The organism is Mycolicibacterium alvei, assembly GCF_010727325.1.
Taxonomy (GTDB): domain Bacteria; phylum Actinomycetota; class Actinomycetes; order Mycobacteriales; family Mycobacteriaceae; genus Mycobacterium; species Mycobacterium alvei.
Genome location: NZ_AP022565.1, coordinates 2601366 through 2626019, shown reverse-complemented (window position 1 = coordinate 2626019; position 24654 = coordinate 2601366). Strand labels below are relative to the sequence as shown.

General features: G+C 63.2%; 7 protein-coding genes. All 7 read left to right on the top strand.

From position 1 onward, the window contains the following. The first annotated feature begins 48 nt into the window (after positions 1-48). The 7 genes from G6N44_RS12630 (at position 49) to G6N44_RS12600 (ending at position 24633) form a co-directional block, all read left to right on the top strand. A complete protein-coding gene (locus G6N44_RS12630; protein ID WP_163664425.1) occupies positions 49-3849 on the top strand; it encodes an ATP-dependent DNA helicase in 3801 nt (1266 codons plus the stop codon). 177 nt (positions 3850-4026) lie between these two features. After that, positions 4027-7380 carry a helicase-related protein gene (locus G6N44_RS12625; protein WP_372508213.1) on the top strand — a complete coding sequence of 1118 codons (3354 nt, stop codon included), beginning with the start codon at positions 4027-4029 and terminating at the stop codon, positions 7378-7380. A 3-nt stretch (positions 7381-7383) separates the two neighbouring features. Further along, positions 7384-11979, top strand: coding sequence for an Eco57I restriction-modification methylase domain-containing protein (locus G6N44_RS12620; RefSeq protein ID WP_163664423.1), 4596 nt, complete (start codon positions 7384-7386; stop codon positions 11977-11979). 286 nt (positions 11980-12265) lie between these two features. After that, complete coding sequence (locus tag G6N44_RS12615; RefSeq protein WP_235683015.1) at positions 12266-14134, top strand: ATP-dependent nuclease; 1869 nt, start codon at positions 12266-12268, stop codon at positions 14132-14134. Beyond that, on the top strand, positions 14131-15792 hold the full coding sequence (locus G6N44_RS12610; protein WP_163664419.1) for an ATP-dependent helicase: 1662 nt from the start codon (positions 14131-14133) through the stop codon (positions 15790-15792). Before G6N44_RS12615 ends, G6N44_RS12610 begins: the two co-directional genes overlap by 4 nt. 234 nt (positions 15793-16026) lie before the next feature. Next, a complete protein-coding gene (locus G6N44_RS12605; protein ID WP_163664417.1) occupies positions 16027-22410 on the top strand; it encodes a DEAD/DEAH box helicase in 6384 nt (2127 codons plus the stop codon). After that, positions 22411-24633 (top strand): 3'-5' exonuclease, encoded by a 2223-nt coding sequence (locus G6N44_RS12600; protein ID WP_163664415.1) that lies wholly within the window; start codon positions 22411-22413, stop codon positions 24631-24633. Positions 24634-24654: the final 21 nt, after the last annotated feature.

Genomic DNA, 24654 nt, shown 5'->3' with positions numbered 1-24654 from the left:
GCGAGCTGAATAGAAGGTAGTTCCGACGCAGACAGATTGGACCGTAGCGTGATTGGTATCCAGCACCTTTCCATGCGAGTGCCGTGGCGGGACAGGCCGTGGGACGCATCCATATGCGACGATCCGCTGGGCAACTCGTCGTGCACGTTGCTCGCCAACATCGGTCCGAATCGACAGGATCTGTACGAGGCCGAGAATGCTTCAGCGAGCACCGACACACTCGACACAAGCCGCTTGCCATGCCTCAGCGAACGAGGCATGTTCATGTCTCCGATCGGCTATACGGTTACGAAGACCCACCCGTTCGCGTGGCATCAGGCGCTGAAAGATTCGCTGCGGCCGACCCGGGTTTTGTTGCCGGGCTATGCGTTCGAGGCGATCCCGTTCCGCTGGCTGAACCGCAAATCGCTGAATGAGGATGTCGGCTTCGCCCGTGTCCCCGATTACAACCCGACAGCCGAAGACGACGTCGACCAGGTGCTCGGTTTCCGCGACGGTGCCTCGTGGGTCATGGACGGTGACAACCAGCGGGCCATCATGGATGAGTTTTTCGCCTCGGTCGCACCGGGCGAGTCCCTCGTTTTCATCTACCTCAAGCATTCGCCGCTGCAGGAGGTGCGTACTGATCGCCTGATTGTCGGGGCAGCCCGTGTCACCGGGGTTCAACGGCCCCCGATGTGGAACCAAGAGGGCAAGCCGCCATTTGACTCGTGCATGTGGGAAACGGTCGTTGAGCACAGCCTGAGGCCCGACATGCGGGACGGCGTGTTGCTCCCATACCAAGAACTCGTGAGTCTTCTCGACCAAGGTGTGGATATCGATGGGGCGCTGGCGTGGGCACCTGAAGGTCGTACAACTGAATTCAGTTATGTGACTGAGCATCTCACCGACGATGCCGCCATTGATGCCCTGGCATCGCTCAAGAACGCCGCCGAAGGTGCTCGTGCGCTCGGCGTGGAGGTCCCTCACGCTGCGCTGGCCTGGCTGACCGAGCAGACAGAGCGGCTGTGGGAACTGCGCGGCCCTGTGCCGGGCCTGGCGGCCGTTCTCGCATTCCTGCGGGTCGAACAGCCGTACGTTGCCACACGCGCCGTAATGGACGAGGTCGCGGACGCCGTGACGTGGGGTGTGTTGCGCGAGATGCTCAATGGGCATCGGCCGGTTCCCGGTGCGCTCGACCGTCACCTGACGTCGACGGTCCGAAGGATCTGGGCAAAGCTGGAGGCGGAGAAACAGAATGCACTACAGCTGCTTTCGGCATTCGACATCTCACCTGAGCAGCTGGAGATGCTGATGAGTGGTGATGCCGAAGTCGAATGCTCGCCGCAAGAACTGCTCGACAACCCCTATTTCGCGAGTACCTGCACGTATGGCTCGGAGCTCCATGTGCCTTTCCTAACCGTGGACCGGGCGCTCTTTCCACCCACCCATGTCAAGTGGTCGCCACCTTTGCCCCCCGACGTTGACATCTGTGACCATCTCGACCGTCGACGGGTGGAAGCCCTACTGACAGATGTGTTGGAGCGGCAGGCGGTGCAAGGGGACACCTTGCTACCCGAGTACGAGGCCATCGACTTCGCCAATGACTTTGCGCTCAGCCGGCCGCCCAACTTGGCTCACATCGTGCTCGAAGGGCTCGACCTAGATCGTGATGGACTCCTCGATCAGGAGGAGTGGTCACCGCTCACCAGCATCGCATTGGCCGACGGATCCCCTGCGATCAAGTTGACCCGGTTTGTGGAGGTAGCCGAATTCATCCGAAACTGGGTGAAAGATCAGGAGTCCATGCCGAACCTCGGGCACCTGGATGATGCGCGGGAGGTGCTGGATACGGCGTTGGCACGGAATCAGAATGTCGATAGCGATGGTGCCGCGTTCGACGAACTCGAGGACCGTGCCCGAACCGAGAAGGCGGCGGGGCTCAGCGAGCTGCACGATTCACCGTTGTCGGTGCTCATCGGACCTGCCGGCACCGGCAAGACCACCCTCCTGCGGGCACTCGTGGAATATCCCGGTGTCGCAGATGGTGGAGTCCTGCTGCTGGCGCCCACTGGTAAGGCGCGGGTCCAGCTGGAGACCAAGATCGGTCTACCCGCGAAGACGCTCGCCAGTTACCTTTCCTCGTCGCGCCGGTACGACGGTGAGTCCGGCCGATACCTGGTCTGGGGTGATCAACAGCCGCGTCAGAGTCATGGCCTGGTTGTCATTGATGAGGCGTCGATGCTCACCGAGGAGATGTTGGCGGCAACACTCGACGCGTTCACCGGGGTTCGGCGCATCGTCCTTGTAGGCGATCCACGTCAGCTTCCTCCGATCGGTGCCGGTCGGCCATTCGTTGATCTCGTCGACGCCAAGCACCCTGATTCATTCGACAAATGGACACACGTCTGCCCCGGCTATGTCGAACTGCAGGTGACCCGTCGACAACTCCCCGAGGGTGGTCACGGGACGCGTCATGATCTGGAGCTTGCCGCCTGGTTCGGCGGAGGTACCCGTGGCGCCGGCGACGAAGCCATCTGGTCCGAACTCGCTGAGGAACCGAATCGGCCTACTGTCCGCTACCTCCAATGGGGAGACAGAAGTGTCGCCGAGGCATTGCTCGAGGCGCTCTCCGATGAGCTGCCGCTGGATGTGCATGAGAAGCCTGATTGGGCGTTCGCCCTCACGTACGGGGCCACGCTGAACGAGCCCTACCTGAACTGGGAAGCGGGGGCCGGCAGGCATGCGGAGGACTGGCAGATTCTCTCGCCTACCCGGTCACGGGCATTCGGAACGGGTGAACTGAATCGGCACATCAAACGCACCTACCGGGCAAGCGACACGGAGTTCGGGCAACGCAATGCCAAGGCCAATATTCCAAGGCCGATCGGTCCGGAGCTGATCGTGCGTGGCGACAAGGTCATGCAGACCGTCAACAAGAAGTCGAAGGCGTACCCGGCGGAGGGCGCCATGAACTATGTCGCGAACGGTGAGATAGGGGTGGCGATCGGCAGGATCGTGCCAAGCTACAAGCGCAAGAAGGCCAACCTGCCGTTGAACGTGGAGTTCTCCTCGCAGCCTGGGTTCCAATATGGCTACTGGCCGTCGTCAGGGGAGGATCCGCCTCTCGAACTCGCCTGGGCGGTAACAGTTCACAAGTCGCAGGGCTCCGAGTTCGCTACGACGCTGCTCGTACTGCCGGCGCGGGCGAACGTTTCGCGCGAGCTGATGTACACCGCGCTGACGAGGCAAAAGGACAGGGTGATCATCCTTCATGAGGGGACGCTTGCCGATCTGCGAGGGCTGGCGGAATCGTGGCGGTCCGAGACGGCGCGGCGGCTCACTGATCTGTTCGCTGCGCCGAGTCCGGTGTCGGTCGAGATCCGCGGAGCGCGCCGGCGCTACGAACGGCGGCTGATTCATGTCTCGGCGAACGGGACGCCGATGGCGAGTAAGAACGAGGTCATCATCGCCGGGTTGCTCGACCGCCTCATGCCAGGTCAGTGGAGCTACGAGGAACCCTTCCGGGGTGCGGACGGTCGAGAGGTCCTGCCGGACTTCACGATCCACACGGCCGGCGGCCGCAAAGTGTACTGGGAGCATGCCGGGATGCTCGATCGGTCGGACTACGCGGCGAAGTGGGAACTCAAGAAAGCCTGGTACGCGGAGAATGGTGTGTTTCCGTTCGACGACGGCCGCGCCGGTGACGCCGTCCTGATGTGGACAGATGACCTGAGGGGCGCGGATGCGCAGGCCTGGCTGGAGCTGGCATCAAGTGTGTTCGGCGTGCAGGCCGCTGAACCGGCATCGGGCGGCGGCGTGGGCAAGCGGCGCGTGGCCAAGAAGGCACCGCCGAAGCGCGCCAAATAGAGCCCAAAGGGACAGCGCCGACTCTCATGGCGAAGCCATGTGTATCGGAATATTTGTCGGTGGCCCGTGCGAGGCTGGAAGGCTGTCTCGAAGAAGGCCGAGACTACGGAAGGAGTGTCCAGGTGCCCCGCCTGACGCCAACCCGATCTGGACCGGCATTCCAGCGAGGGCCGTGTAGTGCCTAAGTACAGGTTCCACTGGTCAAACCTGCCCGCAGACCTCCTCGACGAGCTCTGCAACGGCCTGTTCGACGACTGCGACGGGTTCGACCCGGCCGACGTGCTATATGACGCCTACGGTGCCCGCCCGAAGGAAGACTTCGCCGCCGAAGCCTGGGATGTGCTGCGCGAGGCCTGGCTGGAGCACGATAAGGAGTCGCGCGAACGTGTCGTCGCGGACCTGCGGGAAATCCGCCATGAGAATGGTCAGATCACCAACCGCAGAGCCCAGATGGAGTATCTGCGCGAGCTGAGGAATGCCAAGACTCTGCGAACCGTGGTCCTGCAGGCGTTCATCGACCGCGGTGAAATCGAGTCCGAGCCGCCCGGGCCCGAACCGCCCGCGGTCGCGACACCGAAGCCGAGACCGCCCACCACAATTCCAAAGTCCACTGCAACAAAGCCCGGAGAACAAGTGATCACCGCCGTCGAAACCAACCCTGCCGACCTCAACGTCGCTCCCGGCTCGATCGTCGTCATTCGCGACGAGGAATGGCTGGTCACCTCGGCCGAGCAGGGAGCCGACGGCTGGCTGGTCCGGGTGCGTGGCCTCTCCGAGTTGGTGGCCGAAACCACCGCCGCTTTCTACTCCAGTCTCGACAAGATCCAAGTGCAGGATCCTAAGAAAGCGAAAGTGGTCCCCGACGGCTCGTCGGGCTACCGCGACTCCCGACTGTGGCTGGAGGCACTGATCAGAAAGACGCCAGTTCCTTACGGGGACCAAAACCTGACCGTCTCGACCCACATGCTCGCCGATGCCCTGGCTTACCAGCGGGCGGCGGTCACCAAGGCGCTCGACCCGCAGCACATCCGCCCGCGTATCTTGCTCGCCGACGCTGTCGGGCTGGGCAAGACGCTGGAGATCGGCATGATCCTGTCGGAGCTGGTGCGACGTGGCCGTGGTGAACGCATCTTGATCGTCACGCCCAAGCACGTCTTGGAGCAGATGCAGCACGAGTTGTGGTGCCGCTTCGCGCTGCCGTTCGTCCGCCTCGACTCGATTGGCATCCAGAAGGTCCGCCAGAAGCTGCCGGCCACCCGCAACCCGTTCACCTATTTCAAGCGGGCCATCATCTCCATCGACACCCTCAAGAGCCCTCGCTACAAGGCTCACCTGGAACGCCAGCAGTGGGACGCCGTGGTCATCGACGAGTCCCACAACCTCACCAACACCGGCACTCAGAACAATGAGCTCGCCCGCGTCCTGGCCCCCAACACCGAGGCGCTCATCCTGGCCTCTGCCACCCCGCACAACGGCAAGGAAGAATCCTTCGCCGAACTGCTGCGGCTGCTGGACCCGACAGTGGTGCACGCCGACGGTGGCTTCACAAAACGGGACGTCGAGTCGCTGCTGATCCGCCGGCATCGGCACAGCCCAGACGTCGCCGCCGAGGTCGGCAGTGATTGGGCCGAACGTGCCGAGCCGGTACACCTGCTTGTCAAACCATCCGCGGCCGAGGACGCGGTCGCCGCGGAGCTGTCGACGACCTGGCTGCACCCCGCGTCCGGCAGCTCCCCCTACTCCGGCGACACCAAGGCGCTGTTCCCGTGGACGCTGGCCAAGGCGTTCCTGTCGTCGCCGGCCGCGTTGGCCGAGTCGATCAAGCAGCGCCGCGCCAAGCTCGACCAGAACGATGCCAAGCAGCGGGCCGAGCTCAAAGCCCTCAACACCCTCGACGAGCTCAACGAAGTAGCCCTGGGCGATCAGGCCGGCAAGTTCGCCGCATTGGTCAAGCGCCTCAAGCAGATTGGTGTCGGCAAGGGATCAGAGACCCGTGCGGTGGTGTTCGCCGAGCGGATCGCCACGCTGACCTGGCTGCGAAACAACCTGCCCGCGGCGCTCGGTCTGAAAAGCGAGAACATCGCCATGCTGCATGGCGGGCTGTCCGACGTCGAGCAGCAAGAACTCGTCGACAGCTTCAAACTGGAGACCTCGCCGATCCGAGTGCTGGTGACCGGTGACGTCGCCTCCGAAGGCGTGAACCTGCACGCGCAGTGTCATCACCTGATCCACTACGACATCCCGTGGAGCCTGATCCGCATCGAGCAGCGCAACGGTCGTATCGACCGCTACGGGCAGAAGCATCCGCCGGTGATGTCCTCGCTGATCCTCGAGCCCTCCGACCCCGAGTTCTCCGGCGACCTGCGGGTGCTGTCGCGGTTGCTAGAACGGGAGAACCAGGCCCACGAAACGCTCGGCGATGTGGCCTCGCTGATGGGCAAGCACAGCGTCACCGAGGAAGAGAACGTGATCCGCGATGTGCTCGCCAAGGGGTCTGAGCTCGACGACGCGGTTCGTACCGCTGCCGAGGTCGCTGCCGGGGAGGACCTCGATGCGTTCTTCGCAGAATTCGATGCCGTTGAGGCGACTGCGACGCCGTTGCCAGCATCTCCGCGCCAAAGCCTCTATCCCGATGACCTGACCTTCCTCGACGAGGCGCTGCACGCGGCATTCCACGACAAGCCGCACGCCAAACCCGAGCAGGGCGGTATCGGCTGGACGGTCAGTGCGCCGCACGGCATTGCCGAACTGTCCCCGCCCCGCGATCTTCGGCAACGGCTCGCGCAGCTTCCACAGAACTATCTGCAGCACGGCCGGGTACTGGAGCGGCTCAAGCTCGCCACCAACCCGACGGTCGGCACCGCCCAGTTGCGCATCGCGCGAGAAGGCAAGGGCATCAACAACACAACCTGGCCCGAGGCGCACTACCTGGGTCCGCTACACCCCGTGCTGGACTGGGCCAGTGACCGCGCGCTGACAGCGCTGGGCCGCAATCAGGTGTTCGCGATCCGGGGCGACGTCGACGCCCCCACGGTGTTGCTCATGGGCACCTTGAGCAACAAACGGGGACAGCTGATCTCGCGGGTGTTCTCCACCGCGGTGTTCCGCAAACCGGCCAACCCTGACTTCTGCATGGTCGAACCTCTCGAAGACATCAGCTTCCTCACCTCGCAAACCGGTCTCAAACCGGGCGCGTCCAATCCGGGACCGATCGCCGGACCCGAGCGCTACCAGGCGCTGATCCCGATCGCCGTCGAGCGTGCCCGACTCCAGATGCGCACGGTACTCACTGCACAAGAAGCAGCCACCACCGAACGCCTGGCCCAGTGGCGCATGCGGGCGCAGCGCTGGCACGACGATGCCGAACAACTCGAACTCTTCGGGGCGCAGCGCTCAAAGGTGAGCAAGCTCGGGCAGCGCATCAACGACGAGCAGCGCCTGGCCGACCTGCTGGCCCCCACCCAGCAGCTGGTCCGCCCGCTGCTGATCATCGTGCCCACCGACATCCCCGTCGCCGGAAAGGAACTCTGAGCCATGCCGTCCTACGATTCCATCGTCGTCGGCGAGGACTGGATCAGCGAGCACTACTTCACCACCGACTCCACCAAGGAATCCTTCCAGGGCAAGGTGATCGAGCTGCGCAAGCAGTGGGACGCCGAAGCGGCGGAGGGCCGGGACACGGTGCAACGACGGCTGTTGGCCGCTGCCGGCGAATTGCAGACCGAGTTGTCGACCCTGGCCGAGAACCCAGACGGGGCGCCCGGCGCACACGCCACGATTCGGACCGTTCTCGGGTTTCCCGAGACGCTTACCGACTACACCGGCGAGCGTGCCGGCACCGAGCTACGGTTGCCCAACGCCCGGCCGCCCGGTGTGACGAGCATGTTGTTGCTGCAGGCCCGCCCGGTCGAATCGGTTGACGACCTGCTTGACCCCGAAACCGGGCTGCTGCTCGACGCGGGGGAGGAGGACGGCAAGCGCATCGACTCGGTGACCAAGGCGGTGTCGGCCGCGTTCCGCGCCGATGAACCCCCCACGTTCATTGTGGTGCAGGCTGGCCAGTGGATGCTGCTGGCCGAGGGGCAGCGGTGGGCTGAAGGACGGTACCTGGCCGTCGACCTGCTGGTGGTCACCGAACGTCGCGATGACAAGCGCGGCGGTGAACTTGACCGGGCCGCCGCGATCCTCGGGCGCCAGGCCTTGCTGCCCGACGCTGACGGAAACATCTGGTGGGCAGGTGTTCTCGAAGATTCGGTCAAACACACCGTCGGGGTGTCCAAGGATCTGCGTGAAGGCATCCGACTCTCCATCGAGATCATCGCCAACGACGTGGTGGGCCGCCGCGCCGAGCAGGGCCTGCCGCTGGATGAGATCGACGCCCAACAACTCGCCAAGCACTCGCTGCGATTCCTCTACCGCATCCTGTTCCTGCTCTACGCCGAAGCCTCCCCGGAGATGCGAGTGCTGCCCTCGGGAGCCCCCGAATACGGTGAGGGGTACGGCCTGGATCGGCTGCGTGAGCTGACGCTGACCGAATTGGTTTCGCCCGCTGCGAAATTCGGTACGCACCTGTACGAGTCGCTGGCCAAGCTGTTCGATCTCGTCGACGGCGGTCATCACCCGCACACACCCGAGGTGGGCGATGGAACCGACGATCCGGCACCCGGTTTGGAGTTCAACGAACTACGCGCCGACCTGTTCGCACCCGCCGCCACCGCACTCATCGACGAGGTCGGGCTCAGCAACGAGGCGACGCAGCGAGTACTGCAACACTTGCTCCTGTCCAAAGAGTCCAAGGGACGTAAAGGCGCTGACCGAGGGTTCATCTCGTATGCCGAGCTCGGCATCAACCAGCTCGGTGCCGTATACGAGGGTCTGATGTCCTACACCGGCTTCTTCGCCGACGAAGACCTCTACGAGGTCGCCAAGAACGGTGACCCGGAAAAGGGGTCGTGGGTGGTTCCGGTGACGCGCGCCGATCACCTCTCGGAGTCAGATTTCGTGACGACGGAGGACGAGGCTACCGGCGAAAAGATTCCGGTGCTTCACCGTCAGGGCACCTTTGTGTTCCGGCTCGCTGGCCGGGAACGCCAACAATCAGCCTCGTACTACACGCCCGAGGTGTTGACGAAATTCGTTGTTTCCCAGGCCCTCGAAGAATTGCTGGACCAGAACGGCGAGCGCACCACGCCGGAACAGATTCTGCAGCTGACCATCTGCGAGCCTGCGCTGGGGTCCGGTGCGTTCGCGATCGAGGCGGTGCGCCAACTGGCCGCCGAGTACCTCAAGCGTCAGCAGGAGGATCGCGGAAAGGTCATCGACGCCGACCAGTACCAGGTCGAGCTGCAGAAGGTGAAGGCATACCTCGCCCTGCACCAGGTGTACGGGGTGGACCTGAATGCGACCGCGGTGGAGCTGGCCGAGATCTCGCTGTGGCTCGACACCATGGTCGCCGGGTTGCAGGCACCGTGGTTCGGGTTGCACCTCCGGCGCGGCAACTCGTTGATCGGTGCCCGGCGAGCGGTGTATGCGCCGACGCTGCTGGCCAAGAAGGCATGGCTGAAGGAGGTACCCAAGGATGTTCCGCTCGGAGACGAGATAGGTGCGGACATTCACCATTTTTTGCTGCCATCCGAGGGGTGGGGTGCGGTCATCGATACTGCCGAGGCCAAAACCTACGCTGCGAACAAGCGTGAGGAACTCCGGGTGTGGCGCAACAGTATTCGCGCCAATCCGAGCCCGGCGATCAAGAAGCGACTGGCCGCGCTGGCACGGCGGGTGGAGACTTTGTGGGAGCTGACTCTGCGCCGGCTGACCATCGCAGAATCGGAGATCCGCCGCGACATCGACGTGTGGAGTCTCCATTCGGATGATCGGTCGGGTGCTGTGGTGACCCGCGAGCAGATCGAAGCGGTACTCCACGACGAGAATGGTGCCTACCGTCGGCTGCGTCGGGTAATGGACGCCTGGTGTGCGCTGTGGTCCTGGCCGCTGACCACCGACATCGAGCCGCCCGATTGGGATCGGTGGGTCGGCGCGCTGGAGGCGCTCCTCGGCGTGCCGCCGAAGGCTGGCAAATTCGAGAAGTACGGCCAAACCAGCCTTGCGGGTGATCTGAGTTGGCACGAGCTTGATCTCGCCGAGGACACTGATCGCACCTTTTCGCAAGCACTTCCGATCGAGAAGGTGCTCGACGGCTTCCCCTGGTTGGCGGTCAGCCAGTCCATCGCCGAGATGCAGGGCTTCTTCCACTGGGAGCTGGACTTCGCGCCGGTGTTCGCCAGCGGAGGATTCGACTTGCAGGTCGGTAATCCGCCATGGGTGCGCCCTGACTGGGATGAGGCCGGAGTGCTCGCCGAATTCGACCCTTGGTGGCAGCTCAATGACGAACCCTCCGAAGCGGTGAAGTTGCAGAAACGGGACGAGACGTTGACGCAATTAGGTTCGGTGGACGGCTATCTGGACGAACGGGCCGCGCAGGCAGGAATTACCGAGCATCTTGGTTCGGATGTCGACAGACCCATACTGACTGGGCTTCGGACTGATCTTTACCGCTGCTTCATGGAGCGCTCCTGGCGGTCGATGGCCGCACGCGGAATTGTTGCTCTCATCCACCCGGAAAGCCACTTCACCGAGTTACGAGCGAAGAATCTTCGCCGGGCAGCGTATGAGCGACTTCGGCGACATTGGCAATTCAAGAATAACGCCTATGTCTTCCGTGAAATCAGCCACAAGCGCGATTTCGGTGTCCACGTCTACGGTGTCAGCACCGGCACCATTGACTTTCTGCAAGCTGGGTGGATATATCACCCCAGTGTTCTCGAACGGTCCTTCCATCATGACGGTTCTGGGCAAGCCCCAGGCGTCCGCGATGCCGACGATAACTGGGATATGCGGCCGCATGCCGAGCGAATCGTCCGAGTTGACGAATCAGTCCTCGCAGGGTGGGCAGCTCTAATAGATGAGTCTGGCGTTCGGCCCACCGAGGCCCGGATGCTATATCCGGTGAATCGAGCCAGTGCCGAGGCGCTCGTCAGGATAGCTGCGGCACCGCGCCTAGGGGACATCGGTTTCGAGTGGACGTATGGGTGGAACGAGACCACAGATAGGAAGCTCGGATTGCTTGACTCGGCCTCTGCGGTTCCCGAACTATGGGATTACGCCATCCTCCAGGGGCCACATCTAACCGTTGCTACTCCGCTGTACCAGCAACCCAACCCGAACCCGAGGAACCGGCAAGATACTACGCTGATCGACCTCGAATCGATTGACGAAGACTTCATTCCCCGCACGAACTACCAAGTCGCGAAGCCATACTCCGAGTATATTGCCGCCTACTCCAAATGGCGCGGCGAACCCAGTTCGGGGTATTTCCGCCTGGCGTGGAGAAAGATGGCAGACACCGCTATTGTCCGCACACTGCACTCTGCGCTGATTGCACCAGGCCCATGCCATGTCCATGGCTTACTGTCGCTCACAACGACGGATTCGGTCGATCTCGCTGTCGCAGCGGGATTCAGTAGTTCACTTGTCGCCGACTTTCTAATCAAGGCGACGGGCCTCGCGAATATCTCATCCGAAGTCCTCGGTAGGACTCCGCACGTCCGGCACCATCCTCTTGAGGGCCAACTAGTGGTACGGACACTTCGCCTAAACTGCCTGGTCCGGCCTTACGCCCCGCTGTGGGAGGATCTGTACGACACTGCGTGGCAGCAGGATTCGTGGGCTCCACATGTTGGGGTCGATTTTGCAGACCGTGGGTTGTTGGGTGCCGTCGACAAGAAATGGGCGTGGGCTACGCCGCTGCGTAGAGCGGCAGACCGCCGGCAGGCGTTGGTGGAGAATGACGCGATCGTCGCGATCATGCTCGGCATCACCGCTGAGGAACTGCGGACGATCTACCGCACTCAGTTCCCGGTGCTGCAGAAGTACGAGCGTGACGCGCTTTACGACGCAAACGGCCGACAACTGCCCGGCAAGTTGGCATCCGAGTACCGCAAGAGAGGCTCGTTGAAGCCCGACGACCTCACAGTTGACGGTGTTACCTACGTCGAGCCGTTTGTCGGGGTGGATCGGGAGCGCGACATGGAGTTGGCGCACAAGCATTTCAGCGATATTGCGGGCGAATGAATCAAAGAGTTGCGCGGCTGCGCGCGATGTTGCGACTGGCGGCCGGCCTGAGTGACAGATGGGCTTACAGGATCAGTGTCCCTGATGTTGATGCAACTCCGGCGCTTAACTGCCGTGCCTGTGCTGCCGACGCGTCAGTTGGGGGTTCTGTTGGATTGAAACTTTCATGCAGTGTAGGCATCAGTACCTCAAGAAAGACGGCGATACTTCTGTGAAAATAACGACGCTCCGGGTCAGCAACTTTCAATGTTTTGGTCCCAAGTCGACGGATATTGGTCTCGCTGGTATGACCTATATACTTGGGCCGAACGGTACTGGCAAGACCGCTGTGCTGGAAGCGCTTTCGCGAATGTTCGGCCCGTCGCAGACTCAACGGAGAATTCGTGTCGAAGACTTCCATGTGCCAATCGACAAGTCGCCGGCCGATATTAGAGCCGACGGGCAGACCCTTTGGCTTGAGGTGGATGTCGAGTTCCCGGAAACCCGCGACGGCGCACAACATGGATCGGTCCCACCAAACTTCGCGCACATGGCGATCGATAGCGCAGAGGGGGTGCCGCGGATCCGTGTACGCCTGACCGCGACGCTCGCCCTCGACGGCTTCATCGACGAGAAGATTGAGTATGTATTGGAGACAGACGAATTCGGCAATCCAACTCGTCGTGCCGACATGTCTCGTTACGATCGCGGACATATTGAAGTGCACTACCTGCCTGCGCGCCGCGACCCAGCTGACCACATCTCATACACGACGGCCTCGCTAATCGGCCGGTGTTTGCGAGCTGCAGATTGGACGAAAGAGCGGGTAGATATTGGTGATCTTTCAGCACAAATCACGACCTCGCTTGTAGGAAATGCTGCGGTGGGCAGCATAGGTTTGCGTTTGACAGACGAATGGCAAGGGCTTCACGGAGGCATGTACTTCAAGGATCCGTCAATTGCATTCGGGCGAGGTGATTTTGAGGGCGTGCTGCGTCAGATTACTGTGACGTTCTCGCCCTCGCATGACACTGTGCCACTGCCATTCGAGAGGTTAAGTGACGGTCAGAAGTCTTTGCTCTACATCTCGCTCGTCCTTGCCTGGCAGGCTCTCGCCAGACGAGTGCTCAGCGGCGAGGAGTCGACGTTGGATGCTGACCGGTTGCGCCCGCCCGTACATACGGTCATTGCACTGGAAGAGCCAGAAAACAGCCTCTCGCCACAGTATCTCGGCCGAATCATCCGTCAGCTGCGAGCTGCATGTGATTTGGGCGATGTTCAGTCACTCATCGCGACACACGCACCAACGCTGCTGCGTCGCGTGGATCCAGACGCGATCCGATTCTTGCGATTGAACGATGTGAGGGAGACCATCGTCAAGCGCATCGTCCTACCGGAGGACGGCGAGATGGCCGCCAAGTACGTACGGGAAGCCGTCCAGGCCTATCCAGAGTTGTACTTCTCTCGATTCGTCGTGCTCGGCGAGGGCGACAGTGAGCAGGTCGTGTTGCCACGTTTTTTGGCTGCTGCCGGCATCGCTGAGGAAGATGCTTCCGTGCTGGTGGTGCCGCTCGGCGGGCGGCACGTCAACCACTTTTGGCGTTTACTCAACGAATTGCAGATTCCTCACGTCACTTTGCTTGACCTCGATGCTGGTCGCTATCACGGTGGCTGGGGTCGAGTGCGCAACGCTCTGAAGCAGATCAATGCCGTTCGCTCAGACACGTTCGCGAAGGCAAAGGTTGACGAGCTTCCTAAGTGGAACGACGATCAAGACTTTCCGGCTTTCATCGACCCGGACCGGAACTTTGACGAGGGCCGCGGGCCCGTTGCGGTGCTTGAGGAGCATGGCGTCTACTTCTCCGACCCAGTCGATCTCGATCTGATGATGATGGCCGCCTATCCCGATGCTTACGGGGTCGTGCCGTCTGAGGCCGATGATGATGCGATCGTGGCTGTGCTCGGAAAAAGCCATGTGAACGAAGGACGCCTGCCCGATAATCTTCTCCGATTGTTTGATGATTACCATCAGAAATTTGATCTGGGTAGCAAACCCGCGGCACACTTGACTGCATTGGCGGAGCTAAGCGACAAGCAGCTTCTGGACGGCCTGCCGAGCACGTTGAGTCGCTTGGTCGCAGATGTGCGCAAGAAACTTGCCGGGCTTCCAGAATGATTCTCCCCGACCAGTGGCAACCCATCGACGGTTTCATCCTCGAACCAAACGCCTTGAAGGCTGCGACGATGGCGGACCAGAACGTGGTGGTCGCTGCGGGGCCGGGTGCGGGAAAGACCGAGTTGTTGGCTCAGCGGGCGGATTTTCTGCTCCGCACGGGTCAATGTAACTATCCGCGCCGAATCTTGGCCCTGAGTGTCAAAGTCGACGCGGCTCGAAACCTGAGGGACCGAGTTCGCAGCCGTTCTGGAGCTCACCTGGCGGCGAGGTTCGACAGCTTCACTTTCCACGCTTTCGCCAAACGACTGATCGACAACTTCCGACAAGCTTTGACGGGGCAGAACGCTCTCGATCCGGACTACCGCGTCGACTTCACTACTCGTATAGCGCGTGAGCAAATAACCTTCAACGACCTGGTGCCTCTGGCATTGGAAATTCTCGAATCCAACGCGTACGCCGTTGGAGGAACCCGCCAAACCTTCAGCCATGTGTTTCTCGATGAGTTTCAGGACTGTACGAAACCGCAGTACGAGATGATCAAACTGGCGTTCGGTCAGGCGTCGCAAGTCTTGACGGCCGTCGGCGATACGAAACAGCGGATTATGGTGTGGGCTGGCGCCCTGGACGGAGTGCTACAGACGTTTGCGGAAGACTTTTCGGCACTTCCGCTCCCCCTGTATCAGAACTTCCGCTCCGCCCCGCGATTAAGGCGGATGCAGAATCGGATGATCGCAGAAATGGACCCCGGAGCGGTCAGTCCCGCCGAGCAGCTTATCGGTGGTGATGGCATCATCGACAGGCGCAACTTCGACAATGAGGCTGAGGAAGCCGAGTCGGTGTCGGGCTACATCGAAGACTGGCTCCAAGCTGGAGTCGCGCCGACAGAGATCGCTGTCCTGGTGCGCCAGCAACCTCACCTGGTCGCAGCCGTGCTCGGCCGCGAACTGACCGAGTGCGGCATCCCGTTCCGTAATGAGCAAGAGAGTCAGGACCTGGTGGCCGAACCAGCATCCGCGCTCGTTCTCAATTTTATTCGCGTCATCGCCGACGACAGGCAACCCGACGCCTACACCGAAGTGATGCGAATCGCTAACCGTGCCAGCAGTTCCGAGGAAGAGGCCGCTCGTTTCGACAGCCGCATGAAGCGAATGCTCCTTAAAGCGCGAGCAGAAGTGCGCAGTCCCGACTTCGAATTAGCCGAGATCGGAGCTTGGCGAACGCTCGTCAACGAATTCCTGGAGATGGTGTCGCGACCGGTGCTCACCGCATTGTCTCCCGGGTACCAGCATGGCACGTATCTAGACGAACTGATCCAGCAAGCACTCGACGCATTCGGACGCGAGTTAACGCTGGACGGTGACCCAGTCCAGGCCCTCCGGCGTCTGTCGGATGAAGAGGCAATACGATTCCTCACCATCCACAAATGCAAAGGCCTGGAGTTTGAAAAGGTCGTCGTCCTTGGTGTGGACCGACAACTGTTCCGGGGCGATCCCACCGTCGCCATGTCCGAGTTCTTCGTCGCAATATCGCGTGCGAAACATCACCTAGTGCTGACCTACGCCGCTCATCGGGATCGACCGGCTGAGATACCGGCATGGCAATGGCCAGAGAAGCGAGTGGCATACGACAAGTTACTGAATTTTGCTCATGACGATTAAGCATCCGAAGCTCGTGCCAGCGCTCGACGCACTCGGCTCGTGGGCGCAGCAACAATCTGGCCAGAGAGTGCATATCAGTGCACGAAGTGACACGTCTGGAGAACCTCGCGCCGAGAACGACCTGGCGCGAATCAGATCGGGCGCCGCGCCTGCACATTGCCATGACACGAACAACGTCGTTTGGAAACATAGGCGTGGTCACCAGTGCTTGAGCGCGCAGACGGAGGCAATCTGATGGGCGCACTACTTCCTACCCTGCAAGCGACACACTTGCGGGAGGGCTTGACCGATTACCTGGCAACGACATTCGCGTTGACCGACCCCGACGCCCAGGCGGTTCTGACCGACTTCATCGGTGATCCCGTCAACGGGATGTTCAAGGGGCCGTATGTGCGGCTGCGGCTGCCGTTCGCCCCGGCCAGTGACGACTGGCGTGACGACCTGGATTGGTGGCCAGCCGATTTCACACCGTACGGGCATCAGGCGCGGGCGTTCGAGCGGCTCTCCACCCATCACCAGGAACGGCCGCAGCCCACGTTGGTCACCACCGGCACCGGGTCGGGCAAGACCGAGGCTTTCCTGTACCCGATCCTCGATCACGTGTTGCGCGCCAAGAAGTCCGGTGTCACCGGGATGAAGGCGCTGATCCTGTACCCGATGAACGCGCTCGCCAACGATCAGGCCGAGCGACTGGCCAAGCTGATCTCCGGGGATCCAGCCCTTGGCGCAGTCACTGCGGGTATTTACACCGGTGAGCAGAGCGGCGGTGGGCGCACTCGGGTTTCGGCGGACGGCTTGATCACGGATCGCTCCCTCATGCACGACTCGCCGCCCGACATCCTGCTCACCAACTACAAGATGCTCGACCATATGCTGTTGCGCCCCGACCGCGCCGATATGTGGCAGTTGTCAGCCGAATCGCTGCAATACCTGGTGCTCGATGAATTCCACACCTACGACGGCGCGCAGGGCACCGATGTCGCGATGCTGCTGCGTCGGCTTGGTCTCACCCTCAAAGCTCACTGGACTGCCACGTCGCGGGTCACCGACGGCGACCGTGCCCGTCCGCTCGGCAAGGTGACCCCGGTCGCGACGTCGGCGACCCTGGGCTCACGTTCCGCCCCAGCCGCCATGCTCGATTTCGCGTACACCGTGTTCGGGGAACCGTTCGGCGCCGACGCAGTGATCGAGGAAACCCGGCTGAACCCCGGCGAATGGCGCAAAGCCCGATTGGGCAGCCACGACCATGCCTGGAAGCCGATCGAACCGGCGCTGCCCGACGCGCTCGACCGGATCACCGCCCTCGATCGAGGCGACGGCGACAACCATGCCATCGCCACTGCGGTATTCGCCGAGCTCTTCGAGACGATGTTCCAATCTGATCGCTTTGCGAAGCCCACCCAGTCTGAACTTTTCGAGCAGCCCGTCCAATCTGACCTCTTTGAGAAGTCAGGACATGCAGGTGATCCCGCCACTGCGTCGGACCTGGACGCCGAGGAGATGCTCGATCAGCTCAAGCGGCACCGCTTCATCCAGGCGGTGTTGGAGAACGCCGTCGACGCGGTGTCGCTGCCCGACCTGGCCGAGCAGGTGTTTCCGGCGGTCCCCGTCGATCGCGATGCCACCCGCACCCGCGACATCCGTATTCGGTTCCTGGAGTTCGTTGTTGCGATGCTCTCGCACGTCCGGGCCGAGACCGGCCGGGCGGCGCTCGGGGTCGATGTGCACCTGTGGATCCGGGAACTCAGCCGTGTCGACCGCGCCGTGCGGGCCGCCACCGAATACCGCTGGTCCGACGACGGGACCTCCGTCGACGACGAGCTGTATCTGCCCGCGGTGTACTGCCGGCACTGCGGACGCTCGGGCTGGGGTGCACGGCTGGCACCGACCGGAAGCGCCCTCGACGTCACCGACGAGGCAATCCGCGCCGACCACGCCGCCGGCGCCTCCCGATTCCGTGCGCTCATCTCGGCGCCCGCCGAAGCGCAGGTCGCCGACAAGGTCCACGGTCTGCGGTGGTTCCACCTCGACCAGCGTGAACTCCTCGATGCCACACCGGACCCGCAGAGCCCGGATGTTGTCGACGGCCGGGTGCTGCCGGTGCTCACCCTGATCGGGCCCGACGCCGACGAGCAATCCAAGAACGACGTCTGCCCGGCCTGCGGAGCCGCCGACGGCATCCGGTTCCTCGGCAGCGCGGTGGCCACTCAGCTGTCGGTGACCCTGTCGAACCTGTTCGGCGACAAGGATCTCGACGCCGCCGAGAAGAAGGCGTTGATGTTCACCGACAGCGTGCAGGACGCCGCGCACCGCGCAGGCTTCGTGCAGGCACGCTCCCACAGCCTCAGCCTGCGCACGGCGCTGCGCGGAGCGCTCGGTGACGCCGAACTCGACCTCGACGAGCTCGCCCGAGCCGTCATCGACCGAGCCGGAAACGATCCGATGCTGCGCTACCAGCTGCTGCCGCCGGACATCGTTGACCGCGACGAGTTCGTGGCGTTCTGGAAGCCCGACGTGCATCCCAACTCGCGGCGGGCGGCGGAAAACAAGGCCAAGCGCCGGCTGCGGTTCGACGTCGACCTCGAATTCGGTTTGCAGTCCCGCACCGGCCGCACCCTGGAACTCACCGGCAGCGTCGCCGCCGAGGTCTACCTGGGGGCCGCACACAAGGCACCGATCATCGGGAAGCGTGCCCTCGACAAGGCCGACCCCGCCCAGTTTCCGTTGACCGGGGTCTCCGATGCAGCACTGGCCCAGTGGGTGCGGGGCACGGTCGAACGGATCCGTACCCGCGGCGCCATTCACCACGACTGGCTGCGGCCTTACCTCGAGAAGAACGCCAACCGCTACCACGTGTGGGGTGGGCGCCCACGCGGACAGGGCATGCCAGCCTTCCCGAAAGGTCGCCCCGCCCCGGCCTTTCCGGCCCTCAAGTCCGGAACCGGTGCCCTGCCAGAGGGATTCGACCCGATCACGGCCCCGTCTTCCTGGTACGCGCAATGGACGTCGCGATGCCTGGACGTCAGCCCCCACGACGGCACCTTCCTGGCCAAGGCGCTGTTCGCCGAACTCGCCGAGCAGATGCTGCTGTCCACCATCACCACCGAGACCGGCTCCACCGTCTACGGATTGTCGCCGGCCACCGTCCAGGTCAGCGCTCCTACGCTGGAAGCGCTCGTCGACGCGCGGCACCTGCTGGCCTGTGACATCTGCCAAACCCCGGTGCCGGGCAGTGCCACCACCGTCGACGAACTGGACGGGGCACCCTGCACGTTGATCCGCTGCCCCGGGCGGCTGCGTCGTAGCGCGAAGACCGACAACTTCTACCGGCGTCTCTACGACTCCACGGAGATGAAACGTGTCGTCGCACGGGAACACACCGGCCTGCTGCCGACCAAGACCCGCCTCGAATATGAGACTGCCTTCAAACGCGGCGGTACCGACCCGCAAGCACCCAACGTGCTCGTCGCGACCCCGACCCTGGAGATGGGCATCGACATCGGTGACCTGTCCACCGTCATGCTCGGGTCGCTGCCCCGATCGGTGTCGTCCTACCTGCAGCGTGTGGGGCGCGCCGGCCGGCTCACCGGAAACTCGTTGGTGCTGGCCTACGTTCGCGGCCGTGGCGAACATCTGCCCAAGCTGTTCGAGCCGCTGTCGGTGATCCAGGGGGATGTACGCCCGCCGGCGACGTTCCTCAGCGCCGAGGAGATCCTGCAACGCCAGTACATTGCGCACATCGTCGACCAGTTCGCCCGTGACCCGCAGCTGGCGGCGCCCAAGGATGCACGGTCGGTGCTCGGAGACAACGGGGCGGACAGCTGGCTGGCTCGGTTGATGGAGACCGCCGCCACCGACGCCGACGCGCTGCTGGACCGCTTCCTGGCCCAGTTCGGGGAACATCTCAGCTCCGATGCCGTCGACGCCCTGCGATCCTGGGCGAGCGCGCCACCGCAGGGCGGACCCAGTGGCCTCACCCAGCGCCTGATGGCCGCGGCCTACCAATGGCAACTCGACCTCAAAGAACTCACCGAACGGCAGGCTACCGTCGACGCGGATCTTCCCGAGTTCGAACGCCGGGCCACCTCCCCGGCCGCCACCGACGACGACCGTCGGGCCTTCAAGATCGCCAAGGGTTCACGCAAACTGCTTGGCGCCCAGATCACCTCGCTGACTCGCGACTACTGGATCTCGGTGCTCGAACGCTACGGCGTGCTGCCCAACTACACGCTCCTCGACGACGCGGTGACCCTGGATGTCGGCGTGACCTGGATCGACCCGGACAGCAACGACTACATGGGCGAGCAACTCAGCTATCAACGCGGCTCCCGGGTTGCGCTCACCGAGCTCGCGCCGGGCGCCACCTTCTACGCCCAAGGCCTCGCGGTCACCATCGACGCGGTCGACCTGGGCACCGGTGAATCCAACATCCACGACTGGCAAGTCTGCCCACAGTGCGGGTGGGTGCGCAGCAGCGCGTCCGCTGCGGGACCTGATCCCGTGTCGAGCTGCCCGCGCTGCCACAGCTCAGGCATCGCCGACGTGAGTCAGCACCTGTCGGTCGTCGAGATGACCCGCGTTTCGGCGGAAGTGCGCCGGGATGAGGCCACCATTAACGACCTGCGCGACAACCGCGCACAGGAACCGTTCACCGTGGTGACCGCCGCCGACGTCGACCCCACCCAGGTGGGGCGCACCTGGTTCCGCTCCAGCTCGTCGTTCGGTGCGGAATACCTGCGGCGCTTGGATATTCGTTGGATCAATCTCGGCGGGCGGGCGTCCAAGGGCAAGACTCGGATGATTGCCGGGCAGGAATCGGCCAGCGGCCTGTTCCGGGTCTGCGCGTCGTGTGGGCAACTCGACCGGGAGGCCGGGCGCAACAGTCGATACGAGCACCGCACCTGGTGTCGCCTGCGGGGCTCGGCGGCCGAGGACGTCCGTGACATCGCGCTGGCGCGACGACTACGCACTCAGGGCGTGCTGCTACACCTGCCTCCGCAGATGGAGTACGACAACTTCGCCCACCCCAGCCTGGCCGCCGCGATCCTGCTCGGCCTGCGCGAGGTGATCGGCGGATCACCCGAGCATCTCGACGTCGCCACCATCAGCGATGCGCTCTGGGCGCCCGACCGACGCGCGCTGCTGATCCACGACACGGTTCCCGGCGGGACCGGATACCTCGCCGAATTCGCTGACCACACCAAGGTTTTCGCGGTGCTGGCGGCGGCCCGGCAGATTCTGCGGGAATGCCCGTGCCGGGACGAGGATCGGCTGGCCTGCCACCGCTGCCTGCTGCCGTTCGCTGCGCCTTACGAGATGGACAAGGTGTCACGGCTGACCGCGTTGAATCTGCTCGACGGCATCCTCGAGGTCGGCGCCCACGGCACGCCCGAGCTGGATGCCTGGACCGCCGACGTGACCGAGCAGGCACCGCCCAGCACGCCGCTCAGCGACGAGTCGTTCCTGGAACGCGACTACTACTGCTCGTTCATCGAGCGGCTCAAGTTGATGGGTGCCGCCGTCGTGGAGAAGCCGGGAACCTACGGTCCGTCGGCCACCATCACCCTGCAGGGCAGCAAGGCGCGGAAATGGTCACTGCGACCGCAGGTTTCGCTGGACTTCGTGAAACCCGACTTTGTGTTGCAGACCGCCGACCCGGACATCCCCCGCGTCGCGATCTTCGCCGACGGTCGCGCATTTCACGCGGGGACCGGAGACCGCAACCGCGTCGCCGACGACGCCGACAAACGTGCCGCATTGCGGGCCGCGGGCTATCTGGTGTGGGTCTTCGGACATGAGGATCTGCAGCGGTTCAAATCTGGGGAGTCGATCGAGCCGGCTTGGTTCGATCAAAAGGCCACTAGCTTCGTCACCAGCCGGTTCCATGTTCAACCGGGTTTGGTTCGGCTGCAAGCCAAAGACCCGGTATCGCAACTGCTCGAGTTCATGGTGACTCCCGACATCGACGCCTGGCGACACTTCAGCAAGTGGATGCCGTACTTGTTCGTCCGCAGTGACAACAGGGTGAAGTCTGATGTTGACGAGGTCACCGCGGCGGCGTTGGCGACGCTGGACGGATCAACGCCGTTTGAAGCGGCCGGGTCCGACATGTGCTGGGCATATGTAGACGGAAGCGTCACCGTCACCGCCGGCGTCCGCACCACGTCCGACCCGCCACAGGCCGTGCTCGCCGTCGATGACCGAGACGAGCGGTTGGAAGACCTGGGCGGGAAGGCGTGGAAGAAATGGCTGCGGCTGTCGAACTGGTTGGGGATCAGCGACCCCGGCCGGGTCAGCACCCGCACCTTGCTGGCATCGGCCCCGGTGTCCGGGCCTGCGGAGGCAGGAGAGCCCGAGCTGCCTGCGGAATGGCAGCTCCTGTTCGACGAGGCGGTGTCCGACGCAGAACGCGAACTCATCCGGGCCTTGGCTGCCGCAGGTGCTGCGGCACCCGAGCTGGGTTACGAGACGACGAATGGCGATGTGCTGGACATGGCATGGGCCGGTGGTCGGGTGGCTGTGGTGTTCGATGAAGCGGAACCGGTGGACGGGTGGACGCTGTGCGCGCCGGATGTCGACGAGATTGTCGAGGCATTGAAATTGAACGGAGTGGTGTAGGTGGCGAATCTGGTTATCGCGTCGAACAGCAAGGGCATGTCGAAGCTGGACGGTTCGGTCAAGAACAAGGTGTACGACTTCTTCGAGAAGCTCACCGCCGATGACACTCAACCCTCGCTGCACATCGAACCGCTGCATGTGGCCATCGATCCCCGCGTGCGCACGGGGCGCGTCGACCTGCACTACCGCGCGGTGCTGTTTCGGGTGGACGACAAGTCCAGCGGCCCGACGTACATCTACATGGGCACCTGGGGACACGACGATGCGATCAAACTCGCCGAAAAGGCGACCCTACGGGTCAACCCCATCAACGGCACCCTTGAAGGGTTGATCGGAGACTCCGCACCCGTTGAGCCGGTTCAGGCTCCGCCTGTCACGGAACTGGTCGCGAAACCCGAGCTGTCCTACCTTGCCGGGGTCGGCTATAAGCTCACCGACCTCACCGAGGGGTTGGGTATCAATCCCGTGCTCGCGGCCAAGGCGATGGAGGCGCCGGACGAGTCGGCGTTGTTGGAGGCCGCGGCGACCGGCCTCGAATGGGAGGGGAGCGCACTGCTCGAACTCGCCACCGGCATCGCGATCGAGACGATCAGGGAGAACCACGGGTTTACCAAAGAGCCGGTGGACAAGAAACTCGACGAGAACCAGCAGATCATCGCGGCGCTGCAGCGTCCAGCTTCGAAGATGCAGTTCGCGTTCATAGAAGATAACGAAGAACTGCGCCGCGTCATCGAAGGCGGCGACTTTGCCGCGTGGCGTACGTTCTTGCATCCCGAACAACGCAAGTATGTCGAGTCGAATTTTTCTGGCGCATTTCGTCTTTCAGGTGGCGCCGGCACTGGTAAGACTGTCGTCGCGATCCATCGGGCCCGTCGCCTCGCCCGCGACAACCCGGACGCCAGGATCATCCTGACCACTTACAACAAGGCTCTCGCCGAAGGCCTCAAAGCTGACCTCAAGGCACTGGACCCCGACGTACGGATCGCCGACAAGCCCGGGGATCCCGGCGTCTACGTCGGTGGCATCGATGCACTCGGTAGTGGTGTGCTGCACCGAGCCGGATCTGCCGTCGCGCCGGCCTGTGAGCGATTGTTCGGGCATGGCATCGAATTCGGTTCTAAGCGAACCGCATCCGATCCGGTGTGGCGAGAAGTTGCCCAGTCCGTCGACTCAGGGCTGGACACCAAATTGGCCGGCCCCACATTTCTGGAGAGCGAATACGTGGCGGTGGTTCTGGCCAATCGCATCACCACGCTGGAGCAGTACGCCAAGGTCGCGCGACCCGGCCGGGGAGTACGGCTCAGCCGTCCGGAGCGCATCGGCGTCTGGAAGCTGGTCGAGGCGTTCCGTCGGCACAGCCAGATGGACGAAACCATCAGCTTCCCCGAAGTCCTCGCCCTCGCCGCAGAGGCGCTGCGCGTTCGCGCGGAGCGCGACGGCACCTACCTGGCTGACCACGTCCTCGTCGACGAGGCTCAGGATCTGCACGCCACGCACTGGGCGTTGTTGCGGGCACTGGCGGCAGAAGGGCCGAACGACCTCTTCATCGCCGAGGATTCACATCAGCGGATCTACGGCAGCCCGGTTGTGTTGAGCCGCTTCGGGATCAAGATCGTCGGCCGGTCCCGTCGGCTGACGCTGAACTACCGGACCACCGCGCAGAACCTCCACTTCGCTGTGAGCGTGCTCTCCGGCGCGGAGTACCGCGATCTCGAACAGGGGGAGGAGTCGACCAGCGATTACCGCTCCGCGCGAAATGGCCCTGTGCCGGAATTGATTCCATGCTCCGACTTGGCTGCCGAGCTGGAATCGGTGGCGACGAAGGTCAAGGAATGGTTGGCGGAAGACGGCGTGGAGCCGGAGAGCATCGCCGTGCTCACCCGCAGCCAAGACGAACGCGACCGTTTCGTACGCGGGCTCGGCGAACGCGGCGTCACAGCTCGTGCCGTCGACAAGAACGCTGCGACACCGGGCCAACCGCTTGTGATGACCATGCACCGGGCAAAGGGGATGGAGTTCTCACGTGTCGTCCTCGCGGGTGCTGATGAGAAGCACGTGCCGTCACCGGCGACCCTGCGCAACGTGCCCGATGAAGAACGCGCGGAAGCGTTGCTGCGCGAGCGATCCCTGCTCTATGTCGCCAGCAGTCGCGCGCGAGATGCGTTGGTGGTGACATGGAGTGGGAAGCGGTCTGATTTGTTGGGATCGGCCGGGCAAGGCTGAATGAGTTTCTGACAAAGGTGA